Annotated in this window: 21 protein-coding genes and 4 pseudogenes; 8 read left to right on the forward strand and 17 right to left on the reverse strand. The window is 60.3% G+C overall.

All coding sequences use genetic code 11. The features are described from left to right. Positions 1-11: 11 nt before the first annotated feature. The gene (locus PWG15_RS34430; protein WP_275027329.1) at positions 12-944 is read right to left on the reverse strand and encodes a LysR substrate-binding domain-containing protein; all 933 of its coding nucleotides are present in this window, start codon (positions 942-944) and stop codon (positions 12-14) included. An 87-nt stretch (positions 945-1,031) separates the two neighbouring features. Between PWG15_RS34430 and PWG15_RS34435 the strand changes: the two genes are divergently transcribed. Genes PWG15_RS34435 through PWG15_RS34445 form a run of 3 tightly spaced genes read left to right on the forward strand, consistent with a single transcriptional unit; the run spans position 1,032 to position 3,499 of the window. Continuing rightward, positions 1,032-1,511, forward strand: coding sequence for a RidA family protein (locus PWG15_RS34435; RefSeq protein ID WP_275027330.1), 480 nt, complete (start codon positions 1,032-1,034; stop codon positions 1,509-1,511). Beyond that, complete coding sequence (locus tag PWG15_RS34440; RefSeq protein WP_275027988.1) at positions 1,508-2,701, forward strand: aminotransferase class V-fold PLP-dependent enzyme; 1,194 nt, start codon at positions 1,508-1,510, stop codon at positions 2,699-2,701. Before PWG15_RS34435 ends, PWG15_RS34440 begins: the two co-directional genes overlap by 4 nt. 15 nt (positions 2,702-2,716) lie before the next feature. Beyond that, positions 2,717-3,499, forward strand: coding sequence for an SDR family oxidoreductase (locus PWG15_RS34445; RefSeq protein ID WP_275027332.1), 783 nt, complete (start codon positions 2,717-2,719; stop codon positions 3,497-3,499). A 340-nt stretch (positions 3,500-3,839) separates the two neighbouring features. Here PWG15_RS34445 and PWG15_RS34450 read toward each other — a convergent pair whose 3' ends face one another. After that, positions 3,840-4,082: a type II toxin-antitoxin system RelB family anti-toxin gene (locus tag PWG15_RS34450; RefSeq protein WP_275027334.1), complete on the reverse strand. Its 243-nt coding sequence runs from the start codon at positions 4,080-4,082 to the stop codon at positions 3,840-3,842. Positions 4,083-4,169: 87 nt separating this feature from the next. Here PWG15_RS34450 and PWG15_RS34455 point away from each other — a divergent pair, with 87 nt between their 5' ends. After that, a complete protein-coding gene (locus PWG15_RS34455) occupies positions 4,170-5,060 on the forward strand; it encodes a LysR family transcriptional regulator (protein WP_275027335.1) in 891 nt (296 codons plus the stop codon). Between the two features lie 51 nt (positions 5,061-5,111). Here the strand turns inward: PWG15_RS34455 and PWG15_RS34460 are convergent, their stop codons facing one another. From PWG15_RS34460 to PWG15_RS34470, 3 genes and pseudogenes are all read right to left on the reverse strand, one after another. Beyond that, positions 5,112-5,435: a type II toxin-antitoxin system RelB family anti-toxin transcriptional regulator gene (locus tag PWG15_RS34460; RefSeq protein WP_275027336.1), complete on the reverse strand. Its 324-nt coding sequence runs from the start codon at positions 5,433-5,435 to the stop codon at positions 5,112-5,114. Continuing rightward, the gene (locus PWG15_RS34465; RefSeq protein ID WP_015241874.1) at positions 5,425-5,784 is read right to left on the reverse strand and encodes a type II toxin-antitoxin system RelE/ParE family toxin; all 360 of its coding nucleotides are present in this window, start codon (positions 5,782-5,784) and stop codon (positions 5,425-5,427) included. Before PWG15_RS34465 ends, PWG15_RS34460 begins: the two co-directional genes overlap by 11 nt. A gap of 404 nt (positions 5,785-6,188) precedes the next feature. Continuing rightward, a pseudogene (locus PWG15_RS34470) lies at positions 6,189-6,474 on the reverse strand (GSU2403 family nucleotidyltransferase fold protein); the annotation flags it as partial. A 144-nt stretch (positions 6,475-6,618) separates the two neighbouring features. On the opposite strand from PWG15_RS34470, the gene PWG15_RS34475 reads away from it, so the two are divergent. Next, entirely contained in the window at positions 6,619-6,927 is a 309-nt protein-coding gene (locus tag PWG15_RS34475; RefSeq protein ID WP_275027338.1) for a type II toxin-antitoxin system RelB/DinJ family antitoxin, read from the forward strand. Next, positions 6,924-7,206: pseudogene (locus PWG15_RS34480) on the forward strand (type II toxin-antitoxin system RelE/ParE family toxin). The gene PWG15_RS34475 and the pseudogene PWG15_RS34480 overlap by 4 nt, the downstream one beginning before the upstream one ends. A 141-nt stretch (positions 7,207-7,347) precedes the next feature. On the opposite strand, the pseudogene PWG15_RS36620 reads toward PWG15_RS34480, so the two are convergent. The 7 genes and pseudogenes from PWG15_RS36620 to PWG15_RS34515 form a co-directional block, all read right to left on the reverse strand. Further along, positions 7,348-7,545, reverse strand: a pseudogene (locus PWG15_RS36620) (hypothetical protein); the annotation flags it as partial. Positions 7,546-7,665: 120 nt separating this feature from the next. Next, a complete protein-coding gene (locus PWG15_RS34490; RefSeq protein ID WP_275027339.1) occupies positions 7,666-8,796 on the reverse strand; it encodes a serine hydrolase domain-containing protein in 1,131 nt (376 codons plus the stop codon). Then, positions 8,756-9,031: a serine hydrolase gene (locus PWG15_RS34495; RefSeq protein WP_275027340.1), complete on the reverse strand. Its 276-nt coding sequence runs from the start codon at positions 9,029-9,031 to the stop codon at positions 8,756-8,758. The genes PWG15_RS34490 and PWG15_RS34495 overlap by 41 nt, the downstream gene beginning before the upstream one ends. A gap of 42 nt (positions 9,032-9,073) precedes the next feature. After that, positions 9,074-10,399 (reverse strand): amidase family protein, encoded by a 1,326-nt coding sequence (locus PWG15_RS34500; RefSeq protein ID WP_275027341.1) that lies wholly within the window; start codon positions 10,397-10,399, stop codon positions 9,074-9,076. Then, positions 10,389-11,264: an ABC transporter substrate-binding protein gene (locus PWG15_RS34505; RefSeq protein WP_275027342.1), complete on the reverse strand. Its 876-nt coding sequence runs from the start codon at positions 11,262-11,264 to the stop codon at positions 10,389-10,391. Before PWG15_RS34505 ends, PWG15_RS34500 begins: the two co-directional genes overlap by 11 nt. A gap of 85 nt (positions 11,265-11,349) precedes the next feature. Then, positions 11,350-12,288, reverse strand: coding sequence for a transporter substrate-binding domain-containing protein (locus PWG15_RS34510; RefSeq protein ID WP_275027345.1), 939 nt, complete (start codon positions 12,286-12,288; stop codon positions 11,350-11,352). A 23-nt stretch (positions 12,289-12,311) separates the two neighbouring features. Then, a complete protein-coding gene (locus PWG15_RS34515) occupies positions 12,312-13,079 on the reverse strand; it encodes an amino acid ABC transporter ATP-binding protein (protein WP_275027346.1) in 768 nt (255 codons plus the stop codon). A gap of 115 nt (positions 13,080-13,194) precedes the next feature. Here PWG15_RS34515 and PWG15_RS34520 point away from each other — a divergent pair. Further along, a pseudogene (locus PWG15_RS34520) lies at positions 13,195-13,371 on the forward strand (ornithine cyclodeaminase family protein); the annotation flags it as partial. Positions 13,372-13,514: 143 nt separating this feature from the next. Here PWG15_RS34520 and PWG15_RS34525 read toward each other — a convergent pair. The 5 genes from PWG15_RS34525 to PWG15_RS34545 all read right to left on the reverse strand — a co-directional run bounded on the left by PWG15_RS34525 (position 13,515) and on the right by PWG15_RS34545 (position 18,593). Beyond that, entirely contained in the window at positions 13,515-14,252 is a 738-nt protein-coding gene (locus PWG15_RS34525; RefSeq protein WP_275027347.1) for an ABC transporter ATP-binding protein, read from the reverse strand. Beyond that, complete coding sequence (locus PWG15_RS34530) at positions 14,249-15,046, reverse strand: ABC transporter ATP-binding protein (RefSeq protein ID WP_275027350.1); 798 nt, start codon at positions 15,044-15,046, stop codon at positions 14,249-14,251. Before PWG15_RS34530 ends, PWG15_RS34525 begins: the two co-directional genes overlap by 4 nt. Before the next feature lie 11 nt (positions 15,047-15,057). Then, positions 15,058-16,335: an ABC transporter permease subunit gene (locus PWG15_RS34535; protein ID WP_275027351.1), complete on the reverse strand. Its 1,278-nt coding sequence runs from the start codon at positions 16,333-16,335 to the stop codon at positions 15,058-15,060. Positions 16,336-16,337: 2 nt separating this feature from the next. Then, positions 16,338-17,303 (reverse strand): branched-chain amino acid ABC transporter permease, encoded by a 966-nt coding sequence (locus tag PWG15_RS34540; RefSeq protein ID WP_275027352.1) that lies wholly within the window; start codon positions 17,301-17,303, stop codon positions 16,338-16,340. Between the two features lie 102 nt (positions 17,304-17,405). After that, complete coding sequence (locus PWG15_RS34545) at positions 17,406-18,593, reverse strand: branched-chain amino acid ABC transporter substrate-binding protein (RefSeq protein ID WP_275027353.1); 1,188 nt, start codon at positions 18,591-18,593, stop codon at positions 17,406-17,408. A gap of 171 nt (positions 18,594-18,764) precedes the next feature. On the opposite strand from PWG15_RS34545, the gene PWG15_RS34550 reads away from it, so the two are divergent. Next, complete coding sequence (locus tag PWG15_RS34550) at positions 18,765-19,604, forward strand: helix-turn-helix domain-containing protein (protein ID WP_275027354.1); 840 nt, start codon at positions 18,765-18,767, stop codon at positions 19,602-19,604. The last annotated feature ends 4 nt before the right edge of the window (positions 19,605-19,608 follow it).

The following is a 19,608-nucleotide window of genomic DNA, read 5'->3' on the forward strand; positions in this document are numbered from 1 at the left end:
CCGCACGCTCTCTAGACCGATAGGGTCATCTCGGTTTTCAACCAGTCGACAAACGCTTCTATCGCGGGAAGTTTCTTCGAGAGCGGGTCGAAGGCTGCCCAGTACGCTGCTTTCTGTGAGCTCAAGGAAGCTGACAAGGGCCTGACCAGCCGCCCGGCCCGAATATGCTCCCGAACGAGAAGGCCGCGCCCCATGGCGACGCCCTGACCATCAAGAGCAGCTTGCAATACAATGTTGTAGTCAGTCAGGCGGGTCTGCTTGGCCTTCTCAAGCGGAAATCCGGCTGCCTGCGACCACAGCTGCCACTCGAGGCCGCTCTTGGCCTGCAGTATCTCATGGTCGAGAAGATCCAGGGGGGACTGAAACCGGGAGCCGTCCCCGTATAGCGCCGGGCTCAACACCGGAGACAAATCTTCGTTTGCGAGGTGCAGGCAGGGCTGTTTGCTCGCGCCAAAATCGCCAAATCGGATCGCGACGTCCGCTTCTCCGCGCCCGACATCGACAATTCGCAGGGTCGGATCCAATTCGAGTTCGATCGCTGGATGGCTCTTGAGGAACCCGCCAAGTCTGTTGACCAGCCAGTTCGCAGCGAAAGAGGGGAGCAAGCTCACACGCAACGTGGTCTGCCCGGATCGCGAGCGCACCCTCGCAGTGCCCTCCGACAGCACAGTGAAGGCCTCGTCGACGGTGGCAAGAAACATCGTGCCTGCCTCGGTCAGCTCTATGCTCTTGCTTTTACGACGAAAGAGCGGAGTACCCAGAGCACTCTCGAGCTGCTTGATGTGGTGGCTCACCGCGCTTTGCGTAATGAGCAGTTCCTCGCCGGCCAATCGGAAGCTCCCTCGGTTTGCTACCACCTGAAAGACCCTGGCCGCGGAAAGGGGTGGGAGGAATGGGGAACTACGCAACGTGCCGATGCCTCGCGGATGAATGTCGGCTGACATTAACGAATTCGATCACATGACGCAAAGCTTTGAATTGGCGGGCTCCTCGGATTTCTTCCATGAAGCAAGAAAGAAAAGGAGAAGGCGATGACGATATCCATCCGCGACCAACTGGCTACTCTTGGCCTAGAACTCCCTGCACCGACATCTCCGGCTGCGAACTACATTTCGGCGGTCCGCACGGGCAACCTCCTGTTCATCTCCGGTCAGATCAGCAGGGCACCGGATGGTGAGATCATTGCAGGCACCCTGGGTGCAGACATCTCCCACGAACAGGGTGTGCAAGCGGCGCGTATCGCAGCCCTCAACGTTTTGGGATTGATTGCCGCCAAAACAGACGGTTCGCTTTCGACTGTCCGTCGCATCGTGAAGCTCGGCGTGTTCGTCGCGGCAACGAGCGCATTCAAGGATCAGTCGAAGGTTGCAAACGGTGCCTCCGACCTGATGGTTGCGGTGTTCGGCGAAGCTGGGCAGCACACGAGGGCTGCCATCGGTGTCAGTTCTCTTCCCGCGGGGGCAGCCGTCGAGATCGATGCGGTTGTGGAACTGGAGCCGACCAGGTGCTGAGCGACGCAAAAATCGACAGCCTGCGCAACGACACACCCGGCTGCGCCGAACGGATGCACTTCAATCACGCCGGAGCTTCGCTGCCGCCAAGGCGCGTGACTGAAGCAATTATCGACCACTTGATGCTGGAATCGACGCGAGGTCCGATGGAAGCCGCCGCACTGGTCACGGACGAGCTCGCGATGCTTCGTACCAACGCTGTCAAATTCATCGGTGCCGACGAAGGCGAGGTTGCGTTCGGTGGATCGGGGTCTGCCCTTTGGGGAAGCGTCTTTGCCGCGTTGCCACCGCTAAAAGCGGGCGACCGCATTCTCATTGGCCGACAGGAATGGGGCGGCAACGTCGCATCGATGCAGCGTGCGGCAAGCCATGCAGGTGCAAGCATCGAGACCATTCCCTGCATGGAAGATGGCAGTGTCGATCCGAACGCTCTTTCCGCAATGATCGACGACAAGGTGCGCCTGATCTCGCTTACTTGGCTTCCTGCCAACGGGGGACTGATAAACGACGCCGAAGCCATCGGGCGGGTCGCCAACGCGGCTGGCATCCCATACTTCGTGGATGCCGGGCAGGCACTTGGTCAGCTCCCTATCGATGTGTCGCGGATAGGCTGCGATGTTCTCAAGGCGGCCGGCAGGAAATACGTTAGAGGGCCGCGCGGAACGGCTCTCGTCTACGTTCGCGCCCAGTTCCTTGAGAAGCTCGATCCCGGTTTCGTCGATGTGAGCTCCGGCCCTCTCGTGAATGGAAAAGTCGAGCTGAGGAAAGACGCTCGTCTATTCGAAACGTCCGAGGCGCCTATATCACTGCTCTTGGGCCTCGGCGAGGCGATCGCGCTGGCTTTGGAGTTAGGTGTCGAGGCGATCCAAGCCCGCATCGCCCTCCTGGCAACCCAGCTTCGGGAAGGGTTGAAGCTTATTTCGGGAGTCGAGGTGCGCGACCTCGGCACGAAACAGTCGGGCCTTGTATCTTTCACCGTGGAGGGAGTTGCGGCATCGGTTGTGAGAAGCAAGCTAGCCGAGAAAGGCATCTCAATCGGGGCAAACGGCATACCCTACACGCCCTTCGACATGACCGTGCGGGGTCTACAGGAAATAGCCCGAGCCTCGGTCAGTTACTTCAATACCGCGGCAGAGGTCGATGGCCTCGTCCATGCGGTTGAGCAAATCGCAAAAGATGCGATCCAATAGAAGGACGGAACTGTGATGGATCTGGGAATAAGGGGCAAGCGTGCGATCGTCTGCGCGAGCTCGAAAGGGCTGGGCAGAGGCGTCGCGCAGAAGCTCGCGGAGGCGGGCGTGATCGTTACCCTGAACGGTCGTAGCCGGGATACGCTGGAGGCCACCGCGAGGGAACTTCGCGAGCTGACAAGTGCCGAAGTCTATGCCGTGGTCGCCGACGTAACGACCGTAGAAGGACGGCAAGAGCTTCTCGAAGCGGAACCGAAAGCCGACATCCTCGTCACCAATGCAGGAGGACCGCCGCCTGGGCTATGGTCTGATTGGGAGACGAATGAATGGTTGAACGCACTGAACGCCAACATGCTGACCCCGATCCTGCTGATGAAAGCGGTTCTGCCCGGCATGATCGATAGGAGCTGGGGGCGCGTCGTCAACATCACCTCCGCCTCAGTAAAGTCACCGATCCCGGAGTTGGGCCTGTCCAACGCGTCGCGCAGCGGACTGACCGGTTTCGTAGCAGGGACGGCGAGGCAAGTTGCGAAACATGGCGTAACGATCAACAACCTCCTGCCGGGGTCACATGAGACTGATCGTGTAGCCGTGCTTCTCCAGCGAAGGGCAGAAATGAAGGGCATCTCAATCGACCAGGCGCGGCAGGAGGCGCATGCGGACAATCCGACCGGGCGCTTCGGCACCATTGAGGAGTTCGGCGCTACCGCGGCATTTCTTTGCAGCCAGTACGCAGGCTACATTGTCGGCCAGAATATCCTGCTCGACGGTGGCGCTTTCAGGTCGACGCTTGCTTGAGTTCCAACGTCTCGCGGCATGCGGCCCATTTCGCGACACTAACTGCTCGCAGACAGACGACATAATGGATGGAGCCCGCACGGGAACGACACTCACTCGGAGGTCGTTCCCGTGCGGGCTCCACATGGAATTTCCTTGTGGAACATCACCTGTAAGGTGACAGGCTTAGCCACAAGCTGGAGTCACGCGGCAATGACTGAGCGACCGCACCGATAACTGTGCGGCTGCGAGAGATTTTAAGACTAGAGCCGGTGCAGGCGAGGATAGCGTTCTGTGTTTCGAAAGTTGCGTAATGGATCGAGTGAAACGAGTCGGTCGCGACCCCAGGTTGCGACCTCCCTCACTCCGTGACGCGGGATAGCTGATCCATCATTTCGTGCGGATCGAAGCCTAAGAGGGCGGCGAGCTCAAGGAACTCGACGACATCCACGCGACGCTGCCCGCTCTCGAGGCGAGCCACGAAGGACTGATACTCTCCCAACTTTGCCGCAAGTTCGGATTGCGTGAGTCCTGCCGCCTCACGCTTTGCAACCAAAAGCGCGATCAGCGTCCTATGCTTTGCCGTACCGAGAGTCTTGGCCACGATTTGCCCACCTGCCTTGAGATGGGGGCTTCATTTATATCTGATTTTCAGTTATCTTAAATTCAGATATTTCTAGCGGTGGGTCGCATGGAACTACGCCAGCTTTCTTACTTCGTGGCAGTGGCCGAAGAACTGCACTTCAACCGTGCGGCTGCGCGGATGTGCATCGCCCAGCCGGCGTTGAGCTCGCATATCCAGGCGCTCGAGAAGGAACTCGGTGTGCGCCTGCTCGAGCGATCGACACGCCGGGTCGAGCTGACGCGGGCGGGGAAGGTGTTTTACGATCGGGCGGTCCGCATCATTGGTGATGTCGGGCTCTCGATGGACGTGGCGCGGTCTGCTGCCGGCAAGGCGGCGCGCACGATCAAGATCGGAACCGTCTATCCGGCAACGATAGGCGTGCTGCCGGCGTTTCTCGCGCGCATCGGCCGGAAGTTTCCGGATGTCGCGCTGCATGTAACGAGCGGCTCGACCAGCGACATCATACGGTCCATCGAGAACGGCCAGATCAATCTCGGCTTCATCCGTCCGGTCGAGAACATTGGTTCCTTGCGCTTCTTCTCGATTGCGCATGAGCGCTATCTGCTTGCGGTCGGGAAGACGAGCCCATTGGCGCTACGAAGCGAGATCGACATCGAGGACCTTCGCTCGGAGAAGATCATCGCCTTTTCACGTCAGAACCTTTCCTATTCCGAGCGCTATTTCTCCGAGATGTTCGAGACCCATGGGCTGACCGGCAACATCGCCTATAGCTGCGACGATACCTTTTCGCTGGTGTCGCTGGTCTCGGCCGGCCTTGGCATCGGCTTTGCGCCGGAATGGACGAAGGATCTTCCGAACCGTGGTTTCGAGCTTCGGCCCGTGCGCGGCGTCGATCTGAAGATCGGGCTTGGGGTTGCCTGGGACAAGGAAGATCCGACGGCGTCGAGAGACGACATCATCGACATTGCCCGATCGCTGGCGCGGCCGGGTAGGTGAGGAACGTAGGCGCTGCGTGGAAACCGCATGGCCCTTCCGCAGAGTTGTCTCCTAAGACAGCAATCCGAGACCATGCTTTTGCACGATCGAGAGCAGCTTCAATGCGGGGCCGCTCGGCCGCTTCGCGCCCGTTTCCCACTTTTGCACTGTCGATTCACTGGTGTTCAGGTAGCGGGCGAAGACCGGTTGGCTGACATGATTGTTCTCGCGCAGCGCCTTGATCTCACCCGGCGTCAGCTCCTGCGGGACGGACAGGCAAGTCTCGTCGAAGGTCTTCATGGTTTCCTTGTCGATGGTGCCTGCCGCATACATGTCTTCGACGGCGCTATGGATCGCCTCAAAGGCATCGCTCTTGAACTTGCGCTTAGTCGCCATTGCAAATCTCCAATAGGGCGCCGGTCCCGATTTCGGCATCAAGCTCTGCCTGCGTCTTGCGCCGATAGAGTTCGGCAAGCTTCCGGAAAGCCAAGAGCTCGTCGTCATCGATGTTTGCGCGGTCCTTCTTCGCGAACAGATAGGCGAACACCCAGTACTCACCGGCTTTTGCCAGAACGATCGAACGGTGCATGTTATCGTTGAGCCGCTTCTTGAACACGCCGCCACCGAGATCATCAGCCTGTCCGCGTGCGACTTGCTCAATCGCCTTGCAAAGGGCCTTGTCGGAGATCCGCGCCTTCTTCGCTGCCTTGGAAAACCACGCCGTTTTGAAAGTCCGTTCTGACATCGCTTCATATAGCACTAGGTGCTACACCTATCAAGTTGTCGGGAAAAAATGCGGAGACTACGCTGCTTCCCATACCTGATTGGTCCTTGCTGTCATCAAGCGAAAACGGCGTCTTTGCGGGTGAACCTACCACCGTCCCGACGTGCTGCACGCTCGCTGGCGGAACACATTGCAGCCGCCAGGCTGGGCGCTCAGCCTTGACGGTCTGAGCAGCCTCGGCGGCCAGATAGTGTCGACGACGGCCACAGGCGTTGATGCCCACGGTGGGTGCTCCATCGTAGGCTGACAAACACACGCCGGGGACGCTGTTCGTGTCGACGTGAGATCAGAGGCCGTTGCTGGCGATCCGGGCGACGCCGACGGCCGTTGTCGGCGCGACGGAGCGGCTTGCGTGCCTGGGGAAGTCATTTGGAACGATCATCAGCTCTCAACCTCTCCAAGTCAGGCATCTTTGATCCGAGCGCCTTACTGAGGGCCTTCACGCCTTTGGCTGGCAGCCTCAAGAGGCCGTTGCAAAGGCCTTCCTTCCAAGATTCTCCGCGATCCCAATTCGTATTCGTGGCGCGTCTCTACTAGGGCTTCGAATAGTAAGGAGGCCTGCACCAGGTCTTTGTCCGATTTCACGCGCCCTAGCGTGTCAGTGAGCCTTCTGGAGGCTACGATAAGCTTATGGACGGCATAGCGCTCGGGAACCACAGCTCGTTGCCCACTGTACTGTGGACGTTTCCGATTTGGGCGTCTGGGATCGCATAATGTATCGTCAGGAACGTCCTGATCCTGACTGGATTCCGTCATGCAATCGCATTACATTGAATTCAGTGAAGGAGATTGCCGATGGTTTCGAATGCACTCGTTCAAACGCGAATTGATCCCGACATTCGGGACCGTGCTACTGCAGTCCTGCAGAACATGGGTCTAACGGTTTCGGATGCCGTGCGAATCCTTTTAACTCGGACGGCGAACGAAGGCTCGCTTCCACTGGAACTGGTCGGTAGCACTGAGGCTCACGATGCCTGGTTTCGCGCCAAGGTGTTGCAGGCTCTTGAGGACACGCGACCCGACTCTGAGGATGCCGACGCTGAAGCTCGTTTCCGCGAGCGCCGGAAGGCGGCTGCGCGTAAAGCAGGAGCGGTCGACCGATGAGGCTTGTCTGGGCGCAGTATGCGCTTGACGATCGCGATGCTATCTTCACCTACATCGAAAGTGAGAACCCAAATGCGGCGGTTCACGTCGACGAGGAAATCGCGCGCGCCGTTCGGCGCCTGCTAGATTTCCCCGAAAGCGGCAGGCCTGGGCGCGCGCGAGTTGGTGGTTCCACGCACCCCATACATCGTAGCGTACATGCTGATGGCGGATCGGATCCGCATTCTTCGTATCTTGCATGGAGCTCAGATTTGGCCTTACGGGTTTGGGGACGAGTAATCGCACCCCGTCTGCGGTTTGATTCTCTTCAAGGCGACAGATTTGGTGGCGCTCCCTTGCCCGAACCCAGGCTATGCATGCGAGCAGTCGGCAAATACTTCGCTGATCTGATCTGATCTGATCTGATCTGATCTGATCGATCGCGCGGGCGGCGGCTGTGCGTGGCGGGGCGAGGGCTGGATCCTGCTCGGCTTCGACGACCAACCATCCTCGATAGCTATTGTCGCGAACGAACCGAGCGATCGGAGTCCTTGAGAGGCGAGGGCCTCGGATCTCATCCATCGCCCCAAGAGCAAGGATGTCATTTTCGCACAGTAGAACGTCGACCCTGCCGGTGGGGGCGGTCTGTTCGAGACAGCTGCGGGCCGCTTGGTGAGAACTGATAGTGCCCGTCGGACCTTTGCGAGCCATCAACGACGGCACCAACGCCTGTTGGGGGTCCACTCCGGCGCTCCCGTTTTATGTCCAGGGACGTTGGATCTTTACATTGGCACGCATGCCGTTGTGAATGTAGATGCGGGCAGGGTCATTCGGGTGTGCCAGGAAGTGAAACTGCTTGGTTTTCGATTCGTACGAGTGCCCTTCGATGTGGCGCAGCCGGTCCGCAGTGGGAGCACCGCGGTAGGGACGGCTGCCCCCAAACCAGTTCTCTTCGTCCTGGGGAGAGGATATCTCTTCCACTTCGAGCTCCGCTCGCGCGACGGATCTCACCCGAACAGTCGAGTTGAGACGAAGGTAGGTTCCCGTAACCTCGGCATCAGCGGGAAGGCGCCATGCGCCATAGCCCGAAAGTGGATCGGCTCGGTCCGCCGCTCTTCCATCGCGTCGGTTGCCCAGCAATCCGTCGAGGATGGTTTCTGCGAGCCTTCCCAGATGTGAGGCGCTCCAGGCGGCGTTGGTGGCGACGACGACCGTTTCGGGCCGCCCCTGCGCAAAACGGACGGCATAGGCTTGGCCGGATGTGGTTCCGTCATGTCCCCAGCAGGCATAGTCTGCTTTGGTTTGGTACTTCGCCATGCCAAGGCCCCAACCAGCATAGCGCCAGCCGACCGTCGGTACGGTCGCCGGGCCTGCCATGTCGGTCTCCAAGCTGTCGATCCGGAGGCGCGTTCGAACGGCTCGCATCAGTCGGGCAAGATCCGCCGTGGTCCCGACGAGCCCGCCGCCCGGCGAAAGCGCCAGCGGAGCGTACCACCGCGCCGCTGCCACGGCGTTCTGCCCGCCGCTTCCAGGAGATACATAGCCGGTTGCCGATGGGCCGAGGAGCACGTCTTCCGGTCGCGCAGCTACGGAATGGCTCCCGAGGTGGCCCGCAACGGTCGTGCGAACCTGTTCTTCCCAGCAGGCCCTGCTCAGCAGATCCGTCAAATAGCCGGCGATAACGAATGCCGGACCGGAATAGGAGAAGAGCTCGCCGGGGCGCGCCAGGAGCGGCGTTGCGGCAATGGCGCGGGCAGCCATCCGTCGCGCGCAATCGCCGCGTCCGAGATCCACCCACCATTGCGAATCCAGGCCACTCGTGTGGTTGAGGAGGTGGCGAACCGTGATGTCATGGAAAGCGTGCTCGTTGCTTGCCTTGGGCGATCGCAATCACGGGCGTGTCCAAACTCAGGTTCAGCCTGTCCATCGTCTCGAGCAGCACGAAAGCCGTGATCACCTTGGATACGGACCCGAGCTGGAACGCCGTTTCTTCGCCGACCGCGAGGCCCGTGCGCAAATCCGCCACACCGGCATTGAAGCAACGCGTGTGCCTGCCGTCGTCGATCGCGAGCGACACGCCGGGAGCTTCGGCTTCTTCAAGCCACTGCGTCAATATATCGAGCATGTCGGTGCATCCTTTCGTTCCAGGCGTTTGGGTGGGGGGCAATCACGCCGGCGGGCCGGATCGACTGAGTTCTGCGATCTCGGCACTGGCCAGCAATCGGGATAGCGGGACCGTGAGCCCTTGGAGCATGACGGATCGTGTCCATCCCTCAGGCCCCTGTTCGGTCGGCACCGACAGGCTGTCGAGGTCATAGATGTTCGAAAGCACCGTAAAGCGCCCACCTTCGGCCGACAGCGCCCGCGGGGCGCCGGCATCCTTGCGGATATCGGGCCAGGGCACACTCGGCGTCAGCAACATGTCCAGCCCCTCGGCATGAGCCTGCTCGAGAAAGCGTCGCTGGTGATCGGCCAAGCGAAGCCGGGCTACTGCTGCGGTGCCGGGATCTATCATCTCGCCGGTGCGCATGACCTTGTACACGTCCGGATGATAGATCCCGGGATGCCTTTCCATCAGAGGGCGGTGAAAGAGCCAGTTTTCGAAATTCATGATGAGGAAGAAATCCGCCAGCGCATCTTCCGTCAGCCAGAGCGTGGTCGGGACCACCTTGTGGCCTGCTGCTGCGAGCCGAGCCGCAGCGAGGCGCAAGGCCGCGGCGGCGGCGGGATCGATATTGATCCAGGTGATTTCCGGGATCGCAATTGTCAGATGCGCCCGATCGGTGACCGGTCGATCAGATGGTGCGGTGAACAGGGAAGGGCATTGCGCGAGCACGGTGGCGATGTCGGCGGCGCTTCGCGCAAGCAGACCGGTGCTCTGCCCGGAAAGGGCCCCATTCACCTGGCCCTCGTCGGAAAGCACGCCCTTGCGGGGCCGCAACCCTGCGATCCCTGCCAGGGCGGCTGGATGGCGGATCGAGCCTGCAGCGTCGCTACCGACAGCAAGGCGGGTGAGGCCGGCGGCGACCGCCACGGCGCCACCAACCGTCGAACCACCGGCGAAAAACTCTTTGCCACGAGGCGATTGCGTGGTTGCCGGGCCGGCGCTCGAGCAAAACTGGTGCGTTGCCTGTTTTGCGACGACGATTGCACCCGCCTCTTGAAGCCGGGTCACGACAGGGCTCTGCTCCAGGCGCAAGAGCCGCCCGACATCGACCGGTGTGCCCGCCTTCGTGGGTAGGCCGGACACGACGATCGTGTCCTTGATGCCGACGGGGACGCCAAAAAGCCCTGCAGTCTGCCCGGATGCTGAGAGGGCATCGAGCCGATCGAGTTCTCCGGCCAGCCACAACCGTCTGATACCGCAAGAAGACTGGAGCGTTGCATCGCGGCGTTCGGTTTCCGCAAGCAGGGCAGCATAGAGAGCCCATAACATATCCGGCCGTGCTGTCGCCTGCCGCACGAGCGTCATCAACGGTTGGTCAAAGAACATCGATGTAATCCGTCAGGTGCTTGTCCGCTGTGATTAGCCCGCCGAGCCGCAGCCCCTCCGACCAACGCGAAAGCTGGTCGGACCGAACGTCGCCGGTACCGGCCCAGAGATCGAGTGAACGATAGAAGGCAATGACTTGCCGAAGGCGCTCCGGGCTGTAGTGCGTGAAGTGGGGCGCAACCGCCTGGGCGATCGATTCCGTGTCGACAGCACGCAGCCACCTCTGGATACTTCTGAGACCTTGGGAAAAACGCTTGAAGAGCGGTTCATTGCGCCCAATCGCTGTGCGGTCGGCCATGTAGACGCTCCACGGAAGACGGCCGGTTTGCCGGCAGACCAGCAGCGCGGGATGAAGATCGCTGCGAAGGGCGGCTTCACCGTCTATGAAGAGGAGATCGCCGACGCCACGGATGAATTCGTCGATGGCGTCCTTGGCCGTATATCCGATGATCGGCTTGATATCGGCAAGGGATAGTCCCGCCTGTGTCAGTCCGTATGAGAAGGCCGCCCATGCCGTTGGTGCCTCGCCGGGATAGACGACGATGGACTTGCCCCGAAGGTCGACCCATTGAAGATCAGCGGAGCTTGCTGTGCGTTGGGCCAGCACATGTCGTGTCTGCTGGTTGCTCTGTGCCACGATCACCGGGGTCATGCCGGTTTCGGCGAGCCTGACGCCGTAAACGCAGCTGCCAAGGACAAGGTCGGCTTCGCCGCGTTCCATCGCTCCGACAGTGTCTTCGACCGTTCCATTGCCGTGGCGCAGACGCAAATCGATGCCGAGTTCGGCGAAGTAGTTGCTTGCAATTCCGACATACTGCGGGACGTAGGCAAGGTCGTGCGCGCAAGATATTCTCAGTAGATCCAAAGTCGGTTCCCTCGGGCGGCTTTTGGCTGGCGCCGCTACGCCCCTTGGGCGTGGCGGCTGCTATCGCCGTTCTGGACGTCTGTTCTCAGTCGATGCCGCCGAGGTTGCCGGCCGGTTCCGGCTGGTTCACGACAATGTCGTCGATGATGACGTCCGGGTAGCCGTAGTGGTCGGCGATCGCGTGCAGCGTGCCTTCGGCCTTCGTCGCCTTCAGCGCCGTTTCGATCGCTTTCGTCAGCTCCGTCTCCGCTTTCAGCACCGCGAAGCCGCCATTGGCGAGCTTCCAGCCGCGCGGGCTGTCGTCCGGACGGATAATGCGAAACTGACCGGCATTCTCCTTGCTGTTCAGCACGGTCGTTGCCGAGACGAGGCCTGTGATCTCTGAGTCGACCGACCCGCTCTTGACTGCCAGCAGCGCGGCATTCGGATCGGGGAAGGTGCGGACATCGATCTTCTTCTTGCCCAAGGCCTCACACTTCGGCTGGAGTTTCTCCTCGACCCAGGGACCGAAAACGTCGCCGTTGATACGGCTCACGGACTTGCCGCAAAGATCCATCAGACCGTTGATCGACTTGTCATTTTCGCGGGTGAGGACGACAAGGCCGAGTGTGGTGTAGTTGATGAAGTTGAGGATCTGCTCGCGCTTGGCGTTATCGCCCATATCGGCGGCGATCATGTCGGCCTTGCCGGCCTGCAGGCTGGGGATCGTGCCTTCGAACTTGATGTTGTCGAAGGTGACTTTCACGCCCATCTTGGCGGCGACCGTCTTGACGACGTCGATTTCAATGCCGGTCAGCTCGTTCTTGTCGTCGAAATACATCCACGGGGCATAGGGTGCGGAAACAACCAGACGGAGCGTACCGTTGAACTTGGCGGGAACGAGCGCTGCGGCCGCCTTGTCGCGGGTGATCGTTTTGCCGAGTACGACCTGGTCCGTTTGCTCGGCGCGCGCCGCGGTTGCGAAAGCCGTGCAGGCAAGTGCCGCGGCGACGAACGGGGCGAGAAATTTCTTGGTGATGGGCATGCGTGTTCCTCCCTGTTGGGTTGCTAAAGAAGTCTGCGTAGAAATTCCCGGGTTCGGTCATGCCTCGGCTCGAGCAGCACCTCGCCCGGGGGGCCCTGCTCGACGATTTCTCCATCCGCCATGAAGATCACGCGGTCACACACTTCACGGGCAAAACCGATCTCGTGGGTGACGACAATCATGGTCATGCCCTCCCGTGCCAGGGTGCGCATGACTTCGAGCACGTCGCCGACCAGTTCGGGGTCGAGTGCACTGGTCGGCTCGTCGAACAACATGACGCGCGGCTTCATCGCCAGCGCGCGGGCAATCGCGATGCGTTGCTGCTGACCGCCGGAGAGTTGCATCGGGTAGTGGTCGGCCCAGTCGCCGAGGCCGACGAGGTCGAGCAGCCGTCGCGCCTCCCGTTCGACGTCGTCGCGCGGTTGTTTCAGGACGCGGACCGGTCCTTCCATGATGTTTTCGAGAACCGTCATGTGCTGGAACAGGTTGAAGCTCTGGAACACCATTCCGATGCCGCGACGCTGGAAGGACAGCACTTTGTCTGAGACTTCGTGCAACTCGCCGTTCTTCAGGGAGTATCCGACGGGCTCGCCGGCAACGAGCACGCAGCCGCTGTCCTGTCCCTCCAGGTGGTTCATGCAGCGCAGCAGCGTGCTTTTGCCAGAGCCACTCGGCCCAATCAGTGCAACGACCTCGCCTTCGAAGACGTCGAGATCAATGCGCTTCAGGACGACCTTTTGGCCGTAGGATTTCGTGAGCGTTTTCACGCGAACAAGAGGAGAAACGGTCATGGTCAGCCCTTCACTGCATCTGGTGTCAGGCTGCGCAGGCGAAGACCCAGGCGGCGGCCGTGTCGACGACGGACCCGCGCCCGGGTGACTGATTGCCCGAAGCGGCGCTCAAGCCAGGATAGGCATCTTTTCTGCAGACGGAGTGCGTGCGACCCTTGACGAATTGTGCCGCCGCGATGTGACAGCAAGAACCTCGAAAGAGTAGATCACGCTCTATAAGGCAGTGGGAACCGCCTTGGCCGATTTGGCCGCCGCGACGATGGTGTACGAGTCCGCATCCGCCAATAGATGAGCGGTTTGAGACGGCATCGTCTGGCGCAAGCAGCATAGCCCGAATCCTCGGGTGGGTCGGTCACGAGGTGACCCGTCATGTGGCTTCCGTTTGCTGCCACGGGCGACGAAGCCGAAGGGGTGCCCCTCGGCTTCGGTTAGAAATCACGCCGCTCCCAGATAGGCGGCTTGTATGTTCTCGTCGTCGAGGAGACGCGCTGCATCCCCGTGATCGACGATGGTGCCGTTTTTCAGGACATAGCCGCGATGGGCAATGCCGAGAGACATATGGGCGTTCTGCTCGACCAGCAGGATTGTGACTCCGGTCTTGTTGACGTCTTGGATCAGATCGAAGATCCGCTCGACGAACAATGGAGAAAGGCCCATCGAGGGCTCGTCCAGCAAGAGTATCTTGGGGTTCTGCATGAGGGCCCGCGCTACGGCGAGCATCTGCTGCTCGCCGCCCGAGAGGGTTCCGCCAAACTGCTTGCGACGCTCAGCCAGGCGTGGAAACAGTTCGAGCATTTTGTCCATGCGGCGGCTGATCTCTGCCTTCGACCGTACTGTGAAGCCGCCCATTTCGAGATTCTCCAAGACGGTCAGGTCTCCGAAGATGCGCCTGCGTTCCGGCACGTGTGCCAGTCCAAGTTCAACGACCTCGTGAGGCGCGGCGCCGTTGAGTGAGCTGCCATCGAATGTGATCGTCCCCGACTTGATCGGCAGTAGCCGGGAGATTGCTCCAAGCGTCGTGGTCTTGCCCGCGCCGTTGCTTCCGATCAGTGTGACGATTTCACCTTTTTGAACGTGTAGCGAAATGTCTCGGATCGCGTGAATTGCGCCGTAGCACACGTTCAAGCCGCGAACTTCGAAGAATGGCGTCGTTGTCGTTTCACCAGCGGTCATGCTTGGATCCTCTCGATCTTCTTGTCCTGCGTGCGCGCGGCGACCCCGCGGCCAAGATAGGCTTCGATGACGTTCTGGTTTGTGCGGATGTCCTCGGCGCTGCCCTCGGCGATCTTGCAGCCGTGGTCGAGCACCACGATGTGGTCGGACACGGTCATGACAAGCCGCATGTCATGTTCGATTAGAACCACTGCGATGCCCAGTTCCGCTCTGATCCTCAGGATGAGTTCCTTCGCTTCCTCGGTTTCCAGTGGGTTCATCCCGGCGGAGGGTTCGTCTAGCAGCAAGAGCTTCGGCCGCGTGGCGAGAGCGCGCGCGATTTCAAGTCTGCGTTGTTCGCCGTATGCCAGGCTTCCAGCCAGCGTATCGGCCCGATCCGCCAACCCGACGAAGTGGAGCAAGTCGAGCGCATAGGTGATGGCCTCGCGCTCTTCCTCGCGGTAGGCTGCGGTGCGAAACAGAGCCCCCCAATATCCTGTCTTCGTTCGCAACGCATACGCCGTCACGACGTTCTCGAGCGCGGTCATACCTGCAAACAGCCGGATGTTCTGGAACGTCCGAGCGAGGCCTGCCATGGCAACCTGGTCGGGGCGAAGACCCACGAGTGGAGTACCCCCAAGCGTCACCGTTCCGGCATCCGGCTGGTAAATACCGGTCACGAGATTGAACAAAGTCGTTTTCCCGGCGCCGTTCGGGCCGATAACCGAGATGATCGATCCGTGTGGGACGGTCATGCTCACGTTATCCACGGCGGTCAGGCCTCCGAATCCGCGCCTGAGGCCGACGACTTCCATAAGCGCCTTCGTCATGGCGTCGCTCCTTCCACGTTGCGTGCCGAGATCGTGCGGCGCACCGTGGGGACGAGACCCTTCGGACGCAGGAGCATCATGGCGATTAGAATAAGACCGAAGATCAGCCTCTCGTACTTCGAAGGTTCGAACTGGCTTGGAAGGTTCGCAAAGGACCATCCGAGAATTTCGAAGCCGGAAGCTCGCAGGTCGTTCAGGACTGTAGAGAGCGATTTCAGAACCTGAAGGTTCAGGACGGTGACAAGTGCCGCCCCGACGATAGCCCCCCGGATGGATCCAAGACCACCCAGCACGATCATCGCGAGAACTCCGATCGATTGATTGAAGTCGAAGCTTTCCGGGCTGACGAATGTCTGCTTGGCCGAGAAAAGGACGCCCATCACCCCGGCGAATGCCGCACCTGTGGCGAAGGCGATGAGTTTGGTCTTCAAGAGCGGAACACCCATCGCCTGGGCCGCTATTTCATCCTCGCGAATGGCCACCCACGACCGCCCGATCTTCGAACGATCGAGCCGCCAGTTCGCCATGATCGCGAGGCCCACGAGTCCGAGCACAATCAGGTAGTAGACGACTGTCTGCCACTTGAACGCTGGTACACCTGAGTTGGCGAGCGTGGCTGCGACGCTCGTAAGCGGTTGCGCAATGCCCGGGATACCTTGAGGACCGTTGGTGATGTTGACGGGTTTGTCGAGGTTGTTCGCAAGAACGCGGATCACCTCGCCAAAGCCAAGTGTGACGATAGCAAGATAGTCGCCCTTGAGCCGTAGAACTGGCAGCCCGAGCAACGCCCCAGCGCCCGCCGCGACAAAGATAGCGATGATTGCAATGAGGAAGAAGGAATCCCCGGCCATCGGGAACCATGCGCCAAGCAACTCGCCGCCGTGCGGGGAGCTCAAGATGGCCCAGAGATAGGCTCCCACGGCGAAGAATGCGATAAAGCCCAGGTCGAGGAGGCCCGCGAAACCCACCACGATGTTCAAGCCGAGCGCTAGCACAGCGTAGATGCCGACCTGTATCGCCACATCGAGATAGAAGGTGTTTCGCAACCCGATGAAGGGAAGGACGCCTAAAAGAACGAAGGCGACAATGAAGCTTCCGGTCTTCGCATCGATGCTATCGTGATCCGTTGCGAGAAAAACCGTGAACAACAGCCCAATGAAAGCGAGTGTGTCGACGAATCCAGTACCGGTAAAAACAAACACGCACAGCACGGTGAGTAGGCCGACGGCGGCGACGAGACCAATCGTCCGGTGGTTTTGAGAAAGACTGGTCATGATCAAACCTTCTCCGTAGAGGAACGCCCCATCAGCCCGCTGGGCTTGAGGATCAGGATCAGGATCAGGATGCCGAACGCGAAAATGTCCTTGTATTCGGTACCGATCGCATTGTCGGTCAGAAGCGGAACGAAGGTGCCGATCAGCATCTCCAGAAGTCCGAGCAGGATGCCACCCACCATGGCGCCCGGGATCGAGCCGATTCCACCAAGCACGGCCGCGGTAAACGCCTTGAGTCCCGGGATGAAACCTGTGAAAGGATCGACGCGACCGAACTGGAGCGCATAGAGTGTGCCGGCGACACCTGCCAACGCGCCCCCGATCAGGAACGTCTGCAATACGATGCGGTTTACGTTGATGCCCATCAGGCTGGCGGCCGTCCGGTCCGTTGCAACCGCACGGATGGCCTTGCCGAGCCGCGTGCGGTTGACCGTATACGTGAGGCCGCCGAGCATCGCGCCTGCGACTACGAGGATCACAACGGACTTCATTGGCACGCTGAGAGTGCTGCTCACTTGGATCATGTCGTCGAAAAAGGGTATCGACGGGAACGGTCTGATGAACTGCCCAAACAGGCTTTCAACGAAGCGGACCGCATCCTGCAGGAACAGGCTTATACCGATCGCGGTGATGAGCGGCGCGAGCTTGGGAGCATTCGAGCGCCGCAGCGGTCGGTAGGCCACCCGTTCAGCCAGGCCTGCGAGTGCCGCCGCAACTGCGGCGGCTATGGTCATCGCGAACAGTAGCTGAAGCAGCGGGTGCAGGCCCGAACCCAGCAGCACGTAGGTTAGGACCTCGACGGCCACGATGGCGCCCACCATGAATATCTCGGAGTGGGCGAAATTGATGAGGCCAAGGACGCCGTAGACCATGGTGTAGCCCAAGGCGATGGATGCGTAGAGCAGCCCGAGAACCAGCCCATCTGCCAGCGTAGAGGGCAGGAGCTCGAAAAAGATTGAAAATGACATGACCGTGTCCAATGGGACGAACTAATCGTCAGCATGTGTGTTGAAGGTGGCAGCGAACAGCGGTCGCGGGCTGCGAACCCACGACCGCCGCTGTGTCAGCACTCAGACGTCAGGCGCGGCAACTTCCAGCACCTTGACGATCTTGTTGGCGTCGGCCGACTTCGCGGCTTCAATCACCACATACTTCGCGGTCGCGACGTCGCCCTTCTTCGTGAACGAGATCGGTCCAGTGATGCCCGTGAAGTTGGTTTGACGTACTGCCGCCGCCACCTCCGCGCGTGTCGGCATCTCTCCGTCCTTGGCCTTAACTGCAGCGGTGATCGCCGAGATGATCACATGGGCGCTGTCGTACCCGTAGACCGAGTAGACTTCCGGATCCTTGCTGAAGCGCGCCTTGTAGGATTCGACGAAAGGCGCGGCCTCTTTCATTTGCGACAGGGGAAGGGCGGTCGTGGTGAAGTAGACGCCGGTCATGCTTTCAGCGCCTGCGATCTTCTGGAGATCGCCACTGTCGAGGCCGTCGCCGCCGAGGAAGGCTGCTTTCAAGCCCTTCTGACGCATTTGCTTGATGATCAGTCCACCCTGAGGATAGGTGCCGCCGTAATAGACGAGATCCGGCTTGTCTATCCGCGCACGGTTCAAGATCGAAGAGAAGTCGGTTTCGTTTTGATCGACGCCGGTCGATAGGACCACTTCGGCGCCGTTCTTCTTCATCGCCTCTTCGAAAGTCTGGGCAATGCCGGAACCGTAGGCCGACTTGTCGTTGATGATGTAGACCTTCTTTGCCTTGAGGGTCTCAGCGGCAAAATTGGCACCCGCAGGGCCCTGGATGTCGTCACGACCGCAAATCCGGTTTGCGATCGCCCGGGTCGACTCCTGCTCCGTCAAGGTCGGGTTCGTGGCCGCCGGGGAAACCATCACCAGGTTGTCTTTCGCATACACCTCGGAGGACGGGATTGCGACGCCGGAATTATAGTGGGCAACCACCCCAAGCACGGCTGCATCGTTGAGAATGCGGTTCGCGTTCGCTACGCCGACGTTGGGAGTCGCCTGATCGTCCTCGGGTTGCAGGACAATCTGATAGCCGAGATCCCCGACCTCTTTGCTGAACTCGGCTACGGCCAGTTGCGCGCCCATCATGATGCCTTCACCGATGACGGACTGCGGGCCGGACAGGGGCGACTGGGTGACGATCTTGATTGTCTGCTTGTCCTGCGCGAGGGCGGTGCTGGCGAAAAGCGCCGCAGTCGTAGCGGCAATGGCAGCAAGAACGGTTCGTCTGGTGATCATCGGTGAATTCCCCTTTTTTTGATCGTGGTGGAAAGAGCGGCATGCCGCCGCTTCACCCTTGGAGTATCCGTCGGGAGGCGACCGGGGACCATTAGGCGGCTTGCATCATGGTGGCGCTTGTTTATGCTGCGGTAGCATCAAGAAGCCACATGCAGTACTGGAGGGGAGAGCATGCCGAAAGTCGAGGACACGACGGGGAACATGCAACGCAACTTCGCGGAGAACCTTCGGCTTGCTTGCAGCTACGAGCGCTCCGTGTCGGATCTCTGCCGGAACCTTGAGATCAACCGGTCCCAGTTCAATCGCTATATGCGTGCGGCGGCGCGCCCGTCGCCGAATATCCTGAACAGATTGTGCGATCACTTCGGCGTGGAGGCGACGGAGTTTCACCTCCCGCCCGAACACTTCACCCGGATCATCGCTCTGCGTCGCAGAACGGTGAAGCCGCGGCCGCCTTACGCCGACACGGTAGACCGACTGCGGACGGCCTCGTTGCCGACGCTGCGCAGCTACGCCGGCTACTACCATGTGTATTACTACTCGATGAGTTCGCCAGGGATGATTTTGCGCGGGCTCATGCACATCTTCACCCACGACAACGACGTCTACTATCGGCGGATCGAACGCTTTCCTGGGCGGGACTCGACGAGCGAGGCGTTCAAATGCCGGTACACCGGGACCGCACTCTTCCTGGAAGACCGAATCTTTCTCATCGATGTCGAAAGCCTGACGGGCAACGAAATAACTCAAACGATCCTGTTTCCTTCTCGAAGGAACAGGATCGGCCGCCTGACCGGGCTTGTGATGGGAGTGTCGTCGAATAGTCAGCGAAAGATTGCCTGCTCGCGGGTTCTTCTGGAGTGGCTTGGCACTGAAATCGCGATCCGGCCAGCACTGGCGCGCTGCGGTCTATTCTCGCCGGAGACGGCGGAGATCGCGCCCTCGATACGGGACGCGATCGATAACTCTCGGGATCCGGCAACCCCGCTTTTCTATCCGCTTGACGTGTAGCCGT

The organism is Ensifer adhaerens (assembly GCF_028993555.1).
Classification (GTDB): domain Bacteria; phylum Pseudomonadota; class Alphaproteobacteria; order Rhizobiales; family Rhizobiaceae; genus Ensifer; species Ensifer adhaerens_I.

Coding starts and splice junctions, on each gene's coding strand:
- PWG15_RS34430 (WP_275027329.1), bottom strand. CDS start 944: ATGTCAGCCGACATTCATCCGCGAGGCATCGGCACGTTGCGTAGTTCC.
- PWG15_RS34435 (WP_275027330.1), top strand. CDS start 1,032: ATGACGATATCCATCCGCGACCAACTGGCTACTCTTGGCCTAGAACTC.
- PWG15_RS34445 (WP_275027332.1), top strand. CDS start 2,717: ATGGATCTGGGAATAAGGGGCAAGCGTGCGATCGTCTGCGCGAGCTCG.
- PWG15_RS34455 (WP_275027335.1), top strand. CDS start 4,170: ATGGAACTACGCCAGCTTTCTTACTTCGTGGCAGTGGCCGAAGAACTG.
- PWG15_RS34460 (WP_275027336.1), bottom strand. CDS start 5,435: ATGGCGACTAAGCGCAAGTTCAAGAGCGATGCCTTTGAGGCGATCCAT.
- PWG15_RS34465 (WP_015241874.1), bottom strand. CDS start 5,784: ATGTCAGAACGGACTTTCAAAACGGCGTGGTTTTCCAAGGCAGCGAAG.
- PWG15_RS34475 (WP_275027338.1), top strand. CDS start 6,619: ATGGTTTCGAATGCACTCGTTCAAACGCGAATTGATCCCGACATTCGG.
- PWG15_RS34495 (WP_275027340.1), bottom strand. CDS start 9,031: ATGCTCGATATATTGACGCAGTGGCTTGAAGAAGCCGAAGCTCCCGGC.
- PWG15_RS34500 (WP_275027341.1), bottom strand. CDS start 10,399: ATGTTCTTTGACCAACCGTTGATGACGCTCGTGCGGCAGGCGACAGCA.
- PWG15_RS34510 (WP_275027345.1), bottom strand. CDS start 12,288: ATGCCCATCACCAAGAAATTTCTCGCCCCGTTCGTCGCCGCGGCACTT.
- PWG15_RS34515 (WP_275027346.1), bottom strand. CDS start 13,079: ATGACCGTTTCTCCTCTTGTTCGCGTGAAAACGCTCACGAAATCCTAC.
- PWG15_RS34525 (WP_275027347.1), bottom strand. CDS start 14,252: ATGACCGCTGGTGAAACGACAACGACGCCATTCTTCGAAGTTCGCGGC.
- PWG15_RS34530 (WP_275027350.1), bottom strand. CDS start 15,046: ATGGAAGTCGTCGGCCTCAGGCGCGGATTCGGAGGCCTGACCGCCGTG.
- PWG15_RS34535 (WP_275027351.1), bottom strand. CDS start 16,335: ATGACCAGTCTTTCTCAAAACCACCGGACGATTGGTCTCGTCGCCGCC.
- PWG15_RS34540 (WP_275027352.1), bottom strand. CDS start 17,303: ATGTCATTTTCAATCTTTTTCGAGCTCCTGCCCTCTACGCTGGCAGAT.
- PWG15_RS34545 (WP_275027353.1), bottom strand. CDS start 18,593: ATGATCACCAGACGAACCGTTCTTGCTGCCATTGCCGCTACGACTGCG.
- PWG15_RS34550 (WP_275027354.1), top strand. CDS start 18,765: ATGCCGAAAGTCGAGGACACGACGGGGAACATGCAACGCAACTTCGCG.